At 68.1% G+C, this 15,563-nt stretch carries 15 protein-coding genes and 7 pseudogenes; 10 read left to right on the top strand and 12 right to left on the bottom strand.

Translation table 11 applies throughout. From position 1 onward, the window contains the following. Positions 1–12 precede the first annotated feature (12 nt). Positions 13–471 (top strand): ArsI/CadI family heavy metal resistance metalloenzyme, encoded by a 459-nt coding sequence (locus tag ACFV3E_RS41605; protein ID WP_500540986.1) that lies wholly within the window; start codon positions 13–15, stop codon positions 469–471. A gap of 581 nt (positions 472–1,052) precedes the next feature. Here the strand turns inward: ACFV3E_RS41605 and ACFV3E_RS41600 are convergent. Next, positions 1,053–1,643, bottom strand: a complete 591-nt coding sequence (locus ACFV3E_RS41600; protein WP_500540984.1) for a hypothetical protein — start codon at positions 1,641–1,643, stop codon at positions 1,053–1,055. A gap of 94 nt (positions 1,644–1,737) precedes the next feature. On the opposite strand from ACFV3E_RS41600, the gene ACFV3E_RS41595 reads away from it, so the two are divergent. The 3 genes and pseudogenes from ACFV3E_RS41595 to ACFV3E_RS41585 form a co-directional block, all read left to right on the top strand. Next, the gene (locus ACFV3E_RS41595; RefSeq protein WP_500540982.1) at positions 1,738–2,076 is read left to right on the top strand and encodes a PadR family transcriptional regulator; all 339 of its coding nucleotides are present in this window, start codon (positions 1,738–1,740) and stop codon (positions 2,074–2,076) included. After that, on the top strand, positions 2,058–2,630 hold the full coding sequence (locus ACFV3E_RS41590; protein ID WP_500540980.1) for a permease prefix domain 1-containing protein: 573 nt from the start codon (positions 2,058–2,060) through the stop codon (positions 2,628–2,630). The genes ACFV3E_RS41595 and ACFV3E_RS41590 overlap by 19 nt, the downstream gene beginning before the upstream one ends. Positions 2,631–3,127: 497 nt before the next feature. Next, a pseudogene (locus tag ACFV3E_RS41585) lies at positions 3,128–4,219 on the top strand (MBL fold metallo-hydrolase); the annotation flags it as partial. 170 nt (positions 4,220–4,389) lie between these two features. On the opposite strand, the gene ACFV3E_RS41580 reads toward ACFV3E_RS41585, so the two are convergent. Together ACFV3E_RS41580 and ACFV3E_RS41575 are read right to left on the bottom strand one after the other, a co-directional pair. Continuing rightward, entirely contained in the window at positions 4,390–4,635 is a 246-nt protein-coding gene (locus ACFV3E_RS41580; RefSeq protein ID WP_500540978.1) for a type II toxin-antitoxin system RelE family toxin, read from the bottom strand. Further along, the gene (locus ACFV3E_RS41575) at positions 4,632–4,892 is read right to left on the bottom strand and encodes a type II toxin-antitoxin system Phd/YefM family antitoxin (RefSeq protein WP_500540976.1); all 261 of its coding nucleotides are present in this window, start codon (positions 4,890–4,892) and stop codon (positions 4,632–4,634) included. Before ACFV3E_RS41575 ends, ACFV3E_RS41580 begins: the two co-directional genes overlap by 4 nt. A gap of 261 nt (positions 4,893–5,153) precedes the next feature. Here ACFV3E_RS41575 and ACFV3E_RS41570 point away from each other — a divergent pair, with 261 nt between their 5' ends. After that, a complete protein-coding gene (locus tag ACFV3E_RS41570) occupies positions 5,154–5,414 on the top strand; it encodes a hypothetical protein (protein WP_500540974.1) in 261 nt (86 codons plus the stop codon). On the opposite strand, the pseudogene ACFV3E_RS41565 reads toward ACFV3E_RS41570, so the two are convergent. Next, positions 5,333–6,036 (bottom strand): annotated as a pseudogene (locus tag ACFV3E_RS41565) (AbeC-like domain-containing protein). The gene ACFV3E_RS41570 and the pseudogene ACFV3E_RS41565 overlap by 82 nt on opposite strands. Before the next feature lie 276 nt (positions 6,037–6,312). Here ACFV3E_RS41565 and ACFV3E_RS41560 point away from each other — a divergent pair. Beyond that, on the top strand, positions 6,313–6,549 hold the full coding sequence (locus ACFV3E_RS41560; RefSeq protein WP_500540972.1) for a hypothetical protein: 237 nt from the start codon (positions 6,313–6,315) through the stop codon (positions 6,547–6,549). 795 nt (positions 6,550–7,344) lie between these two features. Here the strand turns inward: ACFV3E_RS41560 and ACFV3E_RS41555 are convergent. Both ACFV3E_RS41555 and ACFV3E_RS41550 read right to left on the bottom strand, forming a co-directional pair. Further along, a pseudogene (locus ACFV3E_RS41555) lies at positions 7,345–8,162 on the bottom strand (catalase); the annotation flags it as partial. Between the two features lie 369 nt (positions 8,163–8,531). After that, on the bottom strand, positions 8,532–9,092 hold the full coding sequence (locus ACFV3E_RS41550) for a hemerythrin domain-containing protein (protein WP_500540970.1): 561 nt from the start codon (positions 9,090–9,092) through the stop codon (positions 8,532–8,534). Between the two features lie 341 nt (positions 9,093–9,433). Here ACFV3E_RS41550 and ACFV3E_RS41545 point away from each other — a divergent pair, with 341 nt between their 5' ends. Both ACFV3E_RS41545 and ACFV3E_RS41540 read left to right on the top strand, forming a co-directional pair. Continuing rightward, on the top strand, positions 9,434–9,889 hold the full coding sequence (locus tag ACFV3E_RS41545; RefSeq protein ID WP_500540968.1) for an HD domain-containing protein: 456 nt from the start codon (positions 9,434–9,436) through the stop codon (positions 9,887–9,889). 68 nt (positions 9,890–9,957) lie between these two features. After that, positions 9,958–10,138 (top strand): annotated as a pseudogene (locus ACFV3E_RS41540) (transposase); the annotation flags it as partial. 7 nt (positions 10,139–10,145) lie between these two features. Here ACFV3E_RS41540 and ACFV3E_RS41535 read toward each other — a convergent pair. The 3 genes and pseudogenes from ACFV3E_RS41535 to ACFV3E_RS41525 all read right to left on the bottom strand — a co-directional run. Then, on the bottom strand, positions 10,146–11,225 hold the full coding sequence (locus tag ACFV3E_RS41535) for a TIGR03557 family F420-dependent LLM class oxidoreductase (protein ID WP_500540966.1): 1,080 nt from the start codon (positions 11,223–11,225) through the stop codon (positions 10,146–10,148). A 645-nt stretch (positions 11,226–11,870) separates the two neighbouring features. Then, a complete protein-coding gene (locus tag ACFV3E_RS41530) occupies positions 11,871–12,008 on the bottom strand; it encodes a hypothetical protein (protein ID WP_500541044.1) in 138 nt (45 codons plus the stop codon). Positions 12,009–12,043: 35 nt separating this feature from the next. Next, positions 12,044–12,199, bottom strand: a pseudogene (locus ACFV3E_RS41525) (Ku protein); the annotation flags it as partial. 165 nt (positions 12,200–12,364) lie between these two features. Between ACFV3E_RS41525 and ACFV3E_RS41520 the strand changes: the two are divergent. Next, positions 12,365–12,652, top strand: coding sequence for a hypothetical protein (locus ACFV3E_RS41520; protein ID WP_326570015.1), 288 nt, complete (start codon positions 12,365–12,367; stop codon positions 12,650–12,652). Between the two features lie 427 nt (positions 12,653–13,079). On the opposite strand, the gene ACFV3E_RS41515 is transcribed toward ACFV3E_RS41520, so the two are convergent. The 3 genes and pseudogenes from ACFV3E_RS41515 to trhA all read right to left on the bottom strand — a co-directional run bounded on the left by ACFV3E_RS41515 (position 13,080) and on the right by trhA (position 14,664). Continuing rightward, positions 13,080–13,301 (bottom strand): hypothetical protein, encoded by a 222-nt coding sequence (locus tag ACFV3E_RS41515; RefSeq protein WP_500540964.1) that lies wholly within the window; start codon positions 13,299–13,301, stop codon positions 13,080–13,082. A 68-nt stretch (positions 13,302–13,369) separates the two neighbouring features. Further along, a pseudogene (locus ACFV3E_RS41510) lies at positions 13,370–13,753 on the bottom strand (helix-turn-helix domain-containing protein); the annotation flags it as partial. Between the two features lie 254 nt (positions 13,754–14,007). After that, entirely contained in the window at positions 14,008–14,664 is a 657-nt protein-coding gene (gene trhA / locus ACFV3E_RS41505) for a PAQR family membrane homeostasis protein TrhA (protein WP_500540962.1), read from the bottom strand. Between the two features lie 475 nt (positions 14,665–15,139). On the opposite strand from trhA, the pseudogene ACFV3E_RS41500 reads away from it, so the two are divergent. Then, positions 15,140–15,563 (top strand): annotated as a pseudogene (locus ACFV3E_RS41500) (histone protein); the annotation flags it as partial.

Here is a 15,563-nt window from a genome sequence, read left to right as displayed (position 1 = left end):
AAGAGGCACGTCATGTCCCGCGTACAGCTCGCCCTCCGCGTCCCCGACCTTCAGGCGTCCATCGCCTTCTACACCAAGCTGTTCGGCACCGAACCGGCCAAACTCCGCGACGGCTACGCCAACTTCGCCATCACCGAACCCCCGCTCAAGCTCGTCCTGTTCCAGGGCGAGCCCGGCGAGGACACCCGCATGGACCACCTCGGCGTCGAAGTCGCCTCCACCGACGACGTCACCGCCGCCACCCGCCGACTCGATCAAGCAGGCCTGGCCACCACCGAGGAGAACGACACCACCTGCTGCTACGCCCTGCAGGACAAGGTCTGGGTCCACGGCCCCGGCAAAGAGCCCTGGGAGGTCTACGTCGTCAAGGCCGACGCCGGAGACCTGACCAAGCAACCGGCAAGCACCTGCTGCACCACCGACACCACCCCGGCCGAACCTCAGGCCACTACAGCCGGCGGCTGCTGCTGACCCCGTGACCAACCCCCTATCACACGCGGCTTGGACCGGAGAAGGGAGCCGGTCCAGGCCGCGCGCCGCCCTGCCCGCACTTTCCGTCACACAGATCACCACCGGGCGGTGCCAGCTGTCGGAGGCGCCTTTGCGTAGCCATCCGGCGAGCGCCGCGATGCGGTGGTAGATCACTGGCCGCCCACTGGAGCTGCACGCCCGGCAGGGAGCAGTTGGGTACCTCGGCGACCACGGGTCTGCTCCAGGTGCCGTCGCCGTGCCCGAGGCGCAGGAGCATGCGGATTCGTCGCGCGAAGGCGACCTTCGCGGTGGTGTAGGGGCCTTCGTTGTCGCAGCCGTCCCAAACGTCGTCGATCGCGACGGAGAAGACCTCGTTCACCGGGCCCACCTAATAGGTGAGAAGGTAGCGGCGCAGGCGACGCCACCAGTCTTTGCCGCTGCCGGCACCGGCTGCGCCTCTGCCATGGACCCGAGGGCTACCTCGCCGCCCTTTGACAGTCTCGCGGACGCTGACGGGTCGGCACCCAATCGGGATGACGGCCCGTCGGAGTCTTGGTCGACCGCGACCTGCTGGGGATCCATCACCCGCGTCCGACACCGTCAGGGCTTGGATCTTCTTCGGAAAGCCGTCCGGGGGCGTCCTGTCGAAGAAACCGCGTGTGCCCGACGCCGAGGGTGGAGGCTTGCCCGCGGGCACGGCGGCTGGCACGCCAGATCAGCGGGGTTCCCACCGCGGCGGGCAGTAGCCAGTAGGCCAACGTGGGTAGTCGGTCCCAGACCGGCAGTTGGGGTCCGTTGTCGACGTAGAACGCGGTCAGCATCGCGACATAGGAACCGCCCATGCCGATGATGTGCGCGCTGTCGCCGGACCAACTCCGACGTCTGGCCGTACGCCCGAGACATGCCCCGGCGAACGCCGCCGCACCGATCAGGAACAGGTGGTAGTCCTCGCGCGGGCGTATTGCCGTCAGGGCCGTGGCGGTGGCGAAGACCGCGCAGATCGCCCAGAAGTACACACCGCCGAAATTGCTGTGCCGCCCGCGGCCCTTGCGCCGCACCAGCGCCGCCGTCGCTCCGGCCACCACGGCCACCAGCGCCGCCACCACGTGCACGGCCAGAAACGCCAGGAACGCCGGCGAGGTCTCCGGTACGTGGATGCCGAAAAGGTCCATTCGCCCACCCCTATGAGTAGTGTGGCTACCTATATAGCAACGCTACTGCTCGGTCTCTGGTCCGGGAAGCGCTGGACGAGTAGCGTCACTACGCATGAGGGCAGAAGTACTGAAAGGTCACCTGGATGCCTTGCTGCTGGCCACGCTCGAAGAGGGCCCCCGGCACGGCTATGCGGTCAAGGAGGCACTGCGCGACCGCTCGGCCGGACGCATCGACCTGCCCACCGGCACCATCTATCCGGCGCTGCGCCGCCTGGAGGAGTCGGGTCTGATCACCGGCACCTGGGATACCGGCGGCCCCCGCCCCCGCCGCAGCTACACGCTCACCAAGGCCGGCCGCACCGCCCTGGCCGGCGAGCGCACCGGCTGGCAGGAATTCTCCGCGCTCATCACGACCCTGCTGGAAGGCCAGCCGTGGCCACGCCCCACCTGATCGACGCCTACCTGGACGCCCTGCGCGACCGACTGCCCGCCGACATCGCCGCTGAACTGGCCGACGGCCTGCTCGCGTCTTACGACGACCTCCGCGACCAGGGACTTGCCCCCGACGCCGCGGCCAAGGCGGCCATCGCCGATTTCGGCACCCTCGAACAGGTCACCAACGCCTTCGCGCACATCGCTCCCGGGCGCCGCCTCGCCCGCAGACTGCTTGCCACCGGCCCCCTGGTCGGCGGCTGTTGGGCCACCGTGCTGCTCACCACGCCAACCTGGCACACCATGCCCGCCGCCGCGCACGCGGCCCTGCCGCTGACCCTGCTCGTCGTCGTCAGTCTGCTCGCGGTCGCCTGGCGCGGACCCTACCGCGGCATCCGGCCCGCTGCGATCGCCGCCGGTACCAGCCTGCTGACCCTCGACGCCGCAGCGCTGGCCATGCTCGCCCTACTCGCGCCCACGCTCACCGGCCCCCTCCTGCTCGCTGCCACCGCAAGCGCCTGCCGGTTCGCCCTGACTCTGCGCGCGCTTCCCCATCTCCGCACAGTCGCCTGACCCGTCCTCTTCGAGGGGCAACGTGAGTTGTCTTCCGCATCAGGTAGCGCAGCAGCTGGAGCCCGCGCGACCGAGACCCCTACTCACAGCCAAGGCAATGAGGCATTCGCGCCACCGCGCTCCCCACCGGCAGCGCACGACGGCTTTCCTCACGCGCGGCGGCGACACGTTCCCGCGGTCGTCGGTTCACAGGGAAGGGATGCTGCGCGAGATGAGGGAGCCTCGATTCCTCGTGCACTCGTGAAGGCCAGAGGCACTCTGCCCAGGACCAGACGAGGACTCAGGCGATGATCTGGCGCACCTTTCAGGCGGCTTAGCGCGCAAGACGCCCTCCCCGGCCCCGGCGCTACCCGCCGTCGTCGACTTGGACCGGCTGGCGAGACTGACGTTGACGGCTTCCAGGAAGTGGCCGCACGCTCCCAAAATACCCCCCCGGGGTATCTGTTACGGTGGCTGCAGATACCCCCGGGGGTAAGAGTGTGAGGAGGGAGAGGGCCGTGTTCTTTGCCGACATCCTGGAGACCGAAGGGTTGGGCAACCGCAGCTACCTGGTGGGCGGGGCCCGCTTTGCGGTCGTGGTGGACCCGCCGCGGGACATCGACCGGGTGATTGCCGCGGCCGCCCGGCGAGGGGTGCGGATCACGGCAGTCGCCGAGACGCACGTGCACAACGACTACATCACCGGCGGCCTGGAACTGGCCCGTCTGACCGGCGCCCGCTACCTGGTACCCGCAGGGGCGTCGGTGGCCTACACGAGGGTCCCGGTGATCGACGGGGACGTGGAGCACATCGACGACGGGCTTGTGCTGCGGGCCGTGGCCACCCCGGGCCACACCCCGCACCACACCTCCTATGTGCTGGAGGAAGATGGTCAGGCGGTGGCCGCCTTCACGGGCGGGTCGCTGCTGATCGGCAGTGTGGGACGGCCCGACCTGGTGGAGCCGCGACTGACCGGGCAACTCGCGCGCGCCCAGCACGCCTCGGTGCACCGGCTCGCCGCAGAACTGGACGATGAGGTGGCGGTGCTGCCCACCCACGGGTTCGGCAGTTTCTGCTCCTCCACCCCCGCGCGGGGCGACCACAGCACCATCGGCGGCGAGAAGGCCTCCAACCCGGCGCTGCTCAAAGACGTGGACGACTTCGTGGCCGCGCTGCTGGCCTCACTGGACGACGTGCCGGCCTACTACGCACACATGGGTCCGGCCAACGCCGCCGGTCCGGCACCGGTGGACCTGACCGCGCCGCAGCACGCCGACGCCGGCGAGATCGCGCGGCGCCTCGCGGCGGGGGAGTGGGTCGTCGACCTCCGCAGCCGGACGGCCTTCGCCGACGGTCACCTGGCCGGGTCGTACAACTTCGAGGTCGAAGGGCAGCTGGCGACCTATCTGGCGTGGATGATCCCGTGGGGCAAGCCGGTAACGCTCCTGGCCGGCAGCGCCGACGCCCTTGCCCGCGCCCAGCGGGAGCTGGCACGCGTGGGCATCGACCGCCCCGCCGCGGCCGCCGTCGGCTCACCGGCCGACTGGGTCACCGGGCGAGACCAGCCAGTGTCGTTCCCGCCGGCGACGTTCGCCGACCTGGCCGCCGCAGTGCTCCCATTGCCCGCCCCTCCGCCGCGTCCACTCGCGGACGGTCCAAAGCCGGCGAACCGTTTCGCGCTTGAGGGGCGGGGTCCGGGCGGCTCAACGCCACTTCGGCGCCCGAGGCCGGCCCCGGCTTGGGCCGGCTGTGTGGGCGTGGCCGCCTGACCGGTGATCGCTCAGCGCACGCGTCCGAGGTGGATGACGCTGACGCGGATCTGCTGTTCGCTGATCTCGTACATCACGCGGTAGGCGCCGATGTGGATGCGCAGCAGGTCGGCGCTGCCGAATGCGCCTTCGGGGCGTGGGTCGACGGCGAGATGGTCGACGGCGGTGAACACCTGGCGTACCCCGTCGGGGTCGACCTTGGCCAGCCGTTCTGCCTGGGCGAGGGCCTCGGGCTCCCAAATGACCTCGTAGCTCACGCTGTGCCCTCGCCGAAGATCCGCCGGTAGGCCTCGTCGTGCGAAACACCGGCGTCCTCACCTCGGGCCTGGCGCGCCCGGTAGGACGCTAGGGCCCGCAGTTCCTGCAGTTCCAGGGCGTCGGCAGGGCTGACCAGTATGGCGACGGTCTGGCCGTGGTCGGTGATGGCGACCGGTTCGCGGGTAGCGCTGACCTCGCGGGCGATGGCACCCAGGCGGGCCCGGGCTTCCACGATCGAGTACGTCGTCTCCGTCATGCACACCACCTTACATAAGTGTGCACGGCGTGGGAGGCCGTGCCGGGACACAGGCGGGTGCTGCGGGGTACCGCGCAGGTGCGGGGGAAATTGAGGTCCGGCGAAGTTCTCCCGCGTACGCGCGGAGGCGAGCATCCCGCAAGCCCCGGTACACGCCCCGGGTGTTGCATGCTCCTTGCTCTGTTCTCAGCCTCAGAAGGCACCGGGTACGTACCCGTAGCCCTCATGCTGTGGTGCGCCACCACGAGAGGAGACCGCACCTTGTCCGATGCGAACGTCCGTATCCCTGCCGAGGCCCGGGACCGGCTGGCGCAGATCGCGGCCGCCGAGGGCCTGTCGCTGCGCGCCTATCTGGCCCGCCTCGCCGACACTCTCCTGACCCCCGCCGAGCGGACCGAGCGCGCCGAGCAGGCTCGTTCCGTGCTGATTGCTTGGAACGGCTACGCCCCCACCTCTACCGAGCAGGACGACCTGGACGCCGAACTCGACCGCCGCCTGACCCAGGCCACGACCACCCGGTGAACCGGCCGGGACCGTCCCCTCGAAGGGCTCGGCCTGGTCTGGTTGGTTTGGGCGACGGTGTGGCCGCCGGCGATGGAGCCGCTCTGTACGCCGCCGTTGATGATCACGCCGGTGTTGAAGACCTGGCTGACGCGGGCGGTGAACTCGTCGCTTTCCAGGCCTTTGCGTTCCAGGAGGTCCTGGACGGAGGAGATGAGGCGGTGCTCGACGTCTTTGACGTACCGCTCGATGTCCAGGCGCTGGAAGATGTTCTGCGGGCTTGGTTGTGCGAGCTGCTCGCGCAGCGAGTTGATGTGCAGGGGAGGCGCGGGCACGTCCCAGCCTTCGGCCTGGGCCGCGCTGCGCTCTGTCGGCTCCGGTTCCTTCCCCCACACCAGGCGGAACCGGCGTGTGAGCTGCCACGTATGGCGTGGCATGGTGAGGAGGATGTCGCCGGGGATGGCGCACAGTGCGCTGAGCATGCCGGCGTCGATGGTGCGGATCGACCGCGGTACTTGTTCTGTACCGGGAGCAGGACTCTGACGGAAACTTCCAGGTACAGGATGTCGCCGTGCGTGGTGGCCCGCACGAAGGTGGTGGTGCTGAGGTCCTCCTCCCAGCTGCCGACGCGAATGGCGAGCATGTGCCGGGCCTCTTCGTCCTCGTGGGCAAGGACCTCCCCGGCCGGCCGCTTGCCGATCAGAGCCGGGTGGCCCTGGGGTGCGAAGCGCCGGCAACTATGGGGCCTGTCTCGGCTACCAATCGATCGCCTCTCAGGGCACTTTGAACTCCCCCGGTACTGCGGCAGTCAAGTCCACACGTGGTCAGTGCCAGTCATCCTTGCCGTCCTCTTGATGGTGCAAATGTGACTGGAGTAGCGTCAGGTTCAAGATCGTGTCACCTCAGTTTTTGTCCGGAGATGTCCTTCAGAAAACAAGTGAACACGGTTGAATCCGCCCACTACGCGCTGATCAGAGAGGAGATGCCGCACCGTGAGTTCTATTGGCCGCGATTGTACTACCGCTTGATGGCCACGGGTGATCCGGAAAAGGTGCGCAGGCGATGGAAGCCCGTCGCGTGGGCGACACTAGTCCTCGAAATATCTGGCGGCCTGAGCGACCTGCCGCCGATCCTGCCCTGGTGGGGCGATCGGTGATCTCACACTGCGTACACGTAGTGGCCGCCAGTGGGGAATCGAAGTGGCCGCGATGGGGTGTGTACTGGGAGTCAGTGGATTCCTGGAGCGAGGATGGAGGGGAGGCGCTCAACCGTGGCAGGGATACTCGCCACAGAAGATCAAGTGGTCGTGCATTTGGCGTGGTGGGAAAAGGCGGCCGCCCATCACCGCGACGTGCGTGTGCCTCTGGAGGCCGTGTGCCGAGTGACGGTCGAGCCTGACTGGTGGCGAGCCGTGCGCGGTGTTCACGAGCGCGGCCTCTGCATTTCCGGCACCCTGTGTATTGGCACGCGCTGCCATCAGGCCGGGAAGGACTTCGCTGCCGTGCGGCGGGGCAGGCCCGCGGTGTACGTCGAACTCCGGCCCTCCGCCCCATTTCGCCTTCTCGCCTCCTCCGCACGGGACGACAAGGAAGCCGAAGCAACAGCCGGGCACATTGCCCAGGCCGCGCCGAACATCGACACATCAACACCGTGGCGGCAGCCCCTACCCATGCTCGATGAATCGGAATATGCGGCGGCGCTGGAATATCACCAGCGGCGGTCCAGCGCGTGGCATCGGGTGGGGGGCGCGCTTGATCGTTTGGGAGGACGGGCTTGGTCAGGCCCGTGTCAGGCTGCGCAACGGCTTCGCAGGGCAAAAAACAGCCCCCCGTAGTACTGCGCGTGCCCTGAAGCTCCAGTCGTCACTGTCACCTCGGTATCGCGCCGGCTTGCGCAGGCAGGCATCGGCGCACGCCGCAGTACACGCCTGGGCGCGGGCGATGCATATTGCCAAGTTGGTGGCGCCGGTGGCGCTGACCAGCCGGAAGGTGTGAACGCCGAATCCCTCAATGGTGCGGAAGGAGCGCGGGATCCCGCGGTTGGACATGTTCCACATGGTGTGGTGCGTGGCCTCGGTGTGCAGGGACACGAAGTCCCAGAAGGTGTCGTGGGCGCTCTGCGCCTGCGGGATCTCCCGGTCCGGGTGCGGTTTGCCGGCGTGGATGACGTCCGGGAACTTGATCGCGTCCTGGATGAAGAACACCGGGATGTTGTTGCCGACCAGGTCACGCCCTCGGACGTGTAGAACTTAGTGGCGAACCCACGGGTGTCGCGCACGGTGTCGGCGGAGCCTCGCGAGCCCAGGACGGTGGAGAACCGCACGAAGACCGGCGTGTCGACGTCCTTGGCGAGGAAGGCCGCCTTGCAGACCTCGGCAGCCGTGCCGTAACCCCGGAAGACACCGTGCGCCGCAGCGCCCCGGGCGTGCACCACGCGCTCCGGGATCCGCTCGTGGTCGAAGTGCATGACCTTCTCGCGCAGGTGGTGGTCCTGCAGCAGCACCGGACCGCGCGGTCCGGCCTTGAGCGAGTGGTCGGTGTCGGGCAGGCGTGCACCCTGCGCGGTCGTGAGGAACGCACCGTCCTGGGCCCGCACGGTCTTGGACGGGCCGTCCGCGCGCTCCGTCGCACTGAGCGGGGTGGGAACACCTTGGTCGGGCTTGGCCGGCAGCGGCGCGTGCGGCTCGACAGGTTCCTCCACCGTCGGCGGCATGCTCGCCGGTACCCCGGGGATGTCCGCCCGTCCTGCGGGGGTGAGTTCGGCGGCCATGTCCGTGACCTTGTCGACGATCTTCTTCACCGGGCCGGCTCGTTGGCCATGGCGCTCTCCTGCTCGTCCTCGGAAACCCTGTCGCTCCCGGGTAACCGGTGCCGCTCGCGGACAAACGGGGCCGAGCGGGATGTCCGCCGTTCGCGGCGGATGTCCCCCCGGGTGCAGGCTGCGCAGGTGGTGCGGGTTCGGCGGGTGGGCGTGATGCAAGGCCTTGCGCCCTCCGCGGGACGACGCCAATCACGGGAGCTAGCGATCACCGCGCTTCCGCCGTGGTTATCGCAGGGGCCATCGGGCCGCCACCGAACGACTGCGAGAAGCGACAGACCAGTGGGCCGTTCCGGCGGGCGCCGGAACGGCCTACGCATGTCAGGAGCGGCCGCGTCCGGTGATGAAGTCGCGTGCCCGGTCCACCAGCCCGGTCCCCGGCGCCAGGAGCTTGTTGCCGGGCGGGGTGTCCGGAGCGCTGGGGTGCGGGCGGGTCGGGGCGACCTTCTTGGCCCGCCGGACCTGGTCGCCGAGCTCGTTGAGCTGCTCGGGCGTGCAGGCCTGCGCCAGACTCGGGAAGAGTTGCTGCTCCTCCTCCCGGACGTGCTCGGTGACGTCGGTGACCAGCTTCTGCACCATCCGGTCGAAGCGGGGGTCGTCGATGTCGACGTCCTCTAGGTCCTTGAGGACCTGTTCGACCTCGGCGTGTTCCTGGATCTCCTTGTCGGCCAGGGCGTCCCCGCCGGGCAGGTGCTTGCGGACGGCCGGGTACAGGTACATCTCCTCGGCCACCGAGTGCCGCACCAGCTCGATGGTGACCTCGTCGAGCACGTTCCGGCGTTCCTTGTCGCCCGCGGGCAGGGCCCGCAGACGGGCGAAGTACTCCTCCACCTCGCGGTGGTCGGCCGTGAGCTCTGCGATGACATTTCCGCCGTGACCCATCACGTGACTCCCTTCCGTGTCCGGTCGACGTTCCTCTTGGAGGCAGCTTCCCGGTCCCTAGGCGGGCACGCCCCCTTTGTCAGCCATTCGGACGACGATGCTCTGTCGAGGCCGCCGCGGAGACCACGGGATCGAGCAGGATGTCGGCTGCGGTGCAGCCCAGTGCCTGGGCGGCGGCTAGTGTCTTCCCGGCCCCGGGAGCTGGCCGCGGCGGTGGCGAACTACGGTCACAGTCCGCCCCGGCCCCTTGGCGCCGGAGCCACCCGCCCCTTGGGCCGGTAGATCAGACGGGTGCGTTCTCCTCCGGGCACCCCTGGGCCGGTGCTCGTAGATTTGTACTTATGCCGGACCTTACGCTCGTGCAAATCGAGGGGATTGTCCGCGAAGCCCACGCGCACCAGGTGGACAAGTCGGGACGTCCCTATTTGGAGCACGTCCAGGCCGTGGTTGACGGCGTCAGGGAGCGGGGCGGCTCGGACGAGCAGATTGCCGCCGCTTGGCTGCATGACACGATCGAAGACGAGAAGCTCTCGAGAGAGTGGCTTGTCCTCGCGGAGCTTTCCCAGCACGTGAAGGACTTGGTCGACGCCATGACCAAGCGACCGGGGGAAAGCGACGAATCATACGTGCGGCGAATCCTTGCCGTGCCGGGCGCTCGCCTCATCGAGGAAGCCGACCTCGCGCATAACGCTGACCCCGCCCGGCTCGCCCTGATCGACGAACCCGCCCGGCGCCAGCTCGAGGAGAAGTACGCGAGGCTGAGGCGGCTGCTCGGCCTGACAGCGGGCGACGTGTAACGGCAACGGAGGCCATCCCGCTCCGCCGTCGCCCTGCGCTAACCGTTTGATGATGCCGCATGACTGGGTGGGTAGCCGCGCTACTTCGGACGGTCTTCGAGCAGCCCGATGCCGACGCCGTCCAGGCCCAGATTCAGCACGCCCTGGTGCCCAGGAACGAAGTTTCCCAAGGCACCCGAGCATCTGGATGCGGCCAGCACCGTCTACTTGCCTTCATTGCCCTCCACCCGCGAGATCTGGCGGCAGATCCGACCAGCTACAACGCCCTGTCGAGCTCGGAAGTGCACCAACTCGTCCATCGGTCAGCGACGCGAACATATCGCGCCTGCGACGAAGCAAGATAGGGCACGCGCCCTGCGGAGAACTCAACCGGTGGACGTGCCGCGTGCAGCCTGGGAAGGACCTCGGCGCGGTAGAAGTCGAAGAACTGCTTTTGATCGGGTCCGATCTGGTTCACGTAGACCTCGTCGAAGCCGGCCTGAGAGTAGGCGCTGATCGCTTCGACGTGGTCGTTGGTGGTGTCGCCGCAGACGATGGCGTCGGCGATCATGTCCTCGGTGACGAGGGTGGCGGCCTGCTCGAAGTGCTCCGGGGTGGGGAGGATCTGGGCCAGCTCGCCCGGAAGCTGCTCGTTGGGCCACAGCCGGTGCACGGTCTTCACCGCGCGCGCTCGGTCGGTGTCCCAGCAGACCTTCAGTCTGCCGATGACCGGCTTGCTCCCGCCACCGGCCCGCCGGAACTGCTCCACCAGCGCCGTATCGGGTGTCATCATGACGAAACCGTCCCCGATACGGCCGGCTAGCGCGGCGGCTTCGGGCCCGAAGCCGGAGATGTAAAGCGGAGCCGGTTCGGCGGGAATGGTGTAGAGGCGGGCGTTCTGCACGGTGTAGTGGGTGCCGTGGTGCGTGACGCGTTCTCCGGTGAAGAGTTTCCTGATGATCTGCACGGCCTCTTCGAGCATCTGCAGGCGCTCGGAGGCCTCGGGCCAAGCGTCGCCGAGAATGTGCTCGTTGAGTGCTTCACCGCTTCCCAGACCGAAGCGGAATCGGCCCTCGGTAAGCACGGCCGCTGTCGCGGCGGCCTGGGCGTTGATCGTCGGATGTAGACGTACCGTGGGACAGGTGACCAAAGTGGTGATTGGCAGCGACGTCACCTGTGACAACGCTCCGATCATGGACCAGACGAACGGACTCTCGCCCTGCTCGTCGTTCCAAGGATGGAAGTGGTCGGAGATGGCCAGCGCCTGGAAACCGGCCTGCTCGGCCATGCGTGCCTGGTCGAGCAGTTCCGCAGGGGCGAACTCCTCCGAGGACAGGAAGTATCCGTAGGCGGTCATCGCGTTTCCTTCTTACAGGTTGATGATCAGGCGACGAGCGATTCGGCGCGCAAGATGTCGCCTCGATGCTGCGCAGCAGCAACGTGGCCCCTGGGCCACATTGAGACATCGCCGTCAACGACTTGCTGGCTGCAAGGGCTCCGTCGGAGAGCCTCGGGCACGGCACTTTGGGCGGGCTGGACATCTCAACCGGCGTCGCTGAGGGCCTGCGGGCGGTTTCAGCACGGCCCGCACCTCCAAGCTGGGCACGTTCCATGGCAACGTCCGTATTCCCATCATGCGCGTTTCTCGCGTGCTGGCGCGCGCTGTGAGCGAGGTCCGGTGGTCATGGCGACGCTCAGGAAGGGACTCGGGTTCTGGCAGTGGGGCGAACCGTCGTCGAGTGTTCCGAGGTAAGGAGCCGCTCGGGGTGGGATCAGCTGGGCGGATACTGGGCGGCGCGAAGGCTGGCACAGGCTCTCGGTCAATGGATCGCGCCCGTCCGGCTCGCGGATCTCCTCCAGCCACAGCGTGTGTGCAGCACGAGCATCCCGTGCCACGGCCTCAGGACCGCCAGCCGCTCCCGGGTGCGCAAGGTGACATTGGCTACCACAACCCGACCGTGCCGGGCAGCGCCCCCACCAGCAGCGCATACGGCCGCTGGTCCTACTCGCCTGCGGCCCCAACCCAGTACGGGCGGGAGTAGAGCACCGGGTCGTCGCCGCGCTCATCGACGAACCCCAGGACATCGACCGTGCGCTTGGTCGGAAGGGCGAGCGCGGCCAGGTCCTCATCGCGGAGCACGACGGCACGGCCGTCAAGACGCTCCAGGCCCGCGCAATCTCCGACTGCGGGACCTCGACGTCCTCGCTCTCACAGACCCTCCGATGCCTGATCCTGGAGCCATCACGCGCATGAACCTGATGGAACCCCGCGCCGTGCTCCTCGGTCCCCGAGTAGAAGTGGACAGGGATGGTGACCAGCCCGAACGACACGTAGCCATCGCGCGCATACCGACAGCGTCCAGCCCCGCAGCAGCCTGCCCGCGCGGCGTGATGCCCCGGCACGGTGACAGCGGAGGACGCGCGGAGCGTGTTTATTGCGACAATTCATGGCAAGCCGGGCCCTTGGGGGGAAGTTGCATCAACGAGGAGTCCGTCATGATCATCCAAAAGATGCACGGCATGGGCATACGCAGCGAGCATGCGTACCTGGCTGGCCTGGCATCCATCGGCCTGTCCATCGCCGCCTGGGCCACCAGCATCACCGCGGAACCCGGCGTAGGCCTGGCCCGCGCCGACCGCTGGGGAATCTACGTCGGCGAGTGGGCCCCCACCTTCTTCGGCCTGGGTCTGGCCCTCAGCCAATATGAGCAGGCGGACGGCACGCTCCAGGAAAGCGACATCCATCACCTCAAGGACAAGGTGCAGGAAAAAGTAGCCGCCTGAGGAGCCCGTGCTCGCGCCCACAATCCAAGCTGCCCGTCCGGTTGTGCGGGGCCTACGCTGCGGCCGGGCGGGCGCAGACGCGGTCCCGCCGGACCCTTACCTGCCTGTCGCGGCGGGACCGCCCAACGCGCGCGGTCGAAGGCCGGCGAGCAACCGAAAACAAGGCACCCCGCCGTACCTCCCCACAAGGCGTCCCGCGGGGCTGGCTGAGGCTCTCGGGTTGTGCTCGGCAGTGTTGGGGCTGATCTAGTCCACCACGCGGATCGCATCCGGGTTCCACCAGTAGGTGCGCCAGTGGACGAGAAGCCGTCGCCCTCGAGGAACGTCACCTTCACCGGAACCGCGTGCCGCCCGTCCCGATACCGGACGCCGTGACCTCGAAGACCTGGAGGTCCCACCAGAACCACGCTCGTGTCGGTGTGAGGTCTCAGGACTTCCTTGACGGTTTGTCGTCAGGAGATCCTTGACGGTCGTCCTGCGCGCCCATGCCTTTGACGTAGAGCCTGGTGATCGGTCCTGGGTCCTTGCGGGGCCTGACAGCGAGTTCGTCCTCTCCATGCAGGATCCGGTAGTGGGTGTCCTCGATGACGACGGTGACGATCTTTCCGGCATGCCGTGGATCGAGCTTGATGAACTGGCCGTTGATCATGAAGCGGCCACTCGCATGCACCCTGCGCTGAGCCCGGATGGCACCAGCCGCTAGGGGCGGAGGCGGCAGCGGGGACGTCGCTGTTCCTGGGTGCGGACCAGGCCGCTGCGGGAGAGGACCCGGTGGACTGTGGCCCGCGACGGCGCCGAGTCCAGCCCGCGGCCGGCCAGCTCGTGGGAGATCCGGCGGGCACCCCAGCGAGGATGTCGGCGGCGCAGCTCGCAGATCTCGGCTTCCACCTCGGCGGACAGGCGAGTGGGGCTGTTCCGCGGGCGCCGGGAGCGGTCCAGTAGACCGGGCATGCCCTCCTGCTCGAACCGCCGCCGCCAACTGTGCAGGGTCTGACGCGAGGTGCCGTACCGGGCCGCGACCTCACCGATGGGAGACCCGCCCAGCACCTCGCGGACAGCCCGGTAGCGGTACTCGGCCAACTGCTGTACATCCACGACCACCGACCGAAGCACCCCCGCCGCACCGGAGGCCGGGAGATGACGGATGGTTCAGCCGAACGTGTCAACCACGTCCAGAGCACAAACGGTCAAGCATCTCCTGAGACCTCACATCGACACGCTCGCCGCCGGCCGTCCGGCAGCACCGCGCGCACCCCTGGCCGTCCGCGTGCTCACGGCGCTCCGTCACCGTGGCCCGGTAGATCTCGGACTCAGTGACAGCAATCTGCCCAGTCGTTGCCTAGCGCCCGAGGCGGTCATACGGCGGCCAAGGCGATCGCCGCGTAGTGGGTCGTGAAAGCGGCCACGGTGAAGGTGTGGAACACCTCGTGGAATCCGAACCAGCGCGGAGAGGGGTCGGGTCGTTGCGTTCCATACACCACGGCGCCTGCGGTATAGAGAACTCCGCCAACAACGATCAGCGTCACCACGGCCACTCCGCCAACGTGCATGAAGTCCGGCAGCAGAAACACGGCGGACCAGCCCAGCACAAGGTAGCAAGGGGTGTACAGCCAGCGAGGAGCCCCTACCCATAGCACCCGGAAGGCAACTCCGGCCAGGGCGCCGGTCCATACCAGCCCCAGCAGCAAGCCCCGCCTGTGCTGGGGAATCAGGAGCACGGTCAGCGGCGTATAGGTGCCCGCGATGATCACAAAGATGTTCGCGTGGTCCAGCCGCCGTAGCACAGCCTCCCCGCGAGGGCCCCAGGCGCCGCGATGGTAGACCGCGCTGGTGCCGAACAGCAGCCACGCGGAGGCGGAGTAGATTCCGCAGGCGAGAGCCGTCTGGGGTGTTCGTGCGAGCCAGATAAGTGTGAGGCCGGCGATCAGCGAGGCGGGGAACATTCCGGCGTGCAGCCAGCCGCGGAGTCTCGGTTTCAGAGGCTCCATCGCCTCGGAGACCGCCTCCACCATGTTGCCGACCTGGTGGGCGGCTCCTGCAGCTCCGTATCGGGCTGCCTCGGCGAGGCCGCTCGCGTGTTCGTGAGTGCGACCGGAAGCTTCACCGGTGGACCGAGCGCGGGCCGTGAAGTCCGGCTGCCTCTGGGGCCCCTGGGCGTCATCTGCGCACATATGTCCATGCTAGGAGCCCGCCTACGCCAGTGCATGAAGTCGGCGTACCGACACGGACCGTGGACGGCCTGCGTCGATCATGTGGCGTAGTCACCTCGGCACCGCACACCGAGGAGCTGCGGCGGCCCCTCTCGTTCTGCTCCCCGAATGCGCTGGCTGACGTCACCACCCAGACTTGAAAGAGCGGGACTACCTGCGCGGCGACTGCCCGCTACCCCATTCAGATGCTTCGCCCATGCGAGCGAGCCCCCACCATTTCGGGACGGCGGGCGCCAGCCGGCGCATCTGCTTGGCAGCCTTTTCGAAGGGAAATCTGATGGCTGATGTACCCAAGATCGCTCTTGGTGCCGCGGTTCTCGGCGGGTATGTCCTGGGCCGGACGAAGAAGGGACGGGTCGCCTTCGGGATGGCGACCTACCTGGCCGGCCGAAGGTTCGGACTGGAACCACAACAGCTCCTCACGGAGGGGGTCAAGAGGTTGCGCGGGCTTCCTCAGTTCGCCGATCTGAACGAGCAGCTCCGCGGACAGGCTCTCGATGCAGGGCGCAAGGCGCTGAGCGCGGTGGCCGACCGTAAACTCGCCGATCTGGCCGACTCCTTGCACCAGCGCACGGAGCGCATAGGCAAGGGCAAGGAGGAGCCGGAGGAGGAAGAGCCGGAGGACGAGTTCGAGGAAGAGGAGGAGCCGGCGGAGGAAGAGCCGGAGGACGAGTTCGAGGAAGAGGAGGAGCCGGCGGAGG

Origin of the sequence: Streptomyces sp. NPDC059718 (assembly GCF_042733315.1) — a bacterium.
Lineage (GTDB): Bacteria > Actinomycetota > Actinomycetes > Streptomycetales > Streptomycetaceae > Actinacidiphila.
The sequence above is the reverse complement of the archived record's forward strand: the minus strand, read 5'-3'. Positions and strand labels throughout refer to the sequence as shown.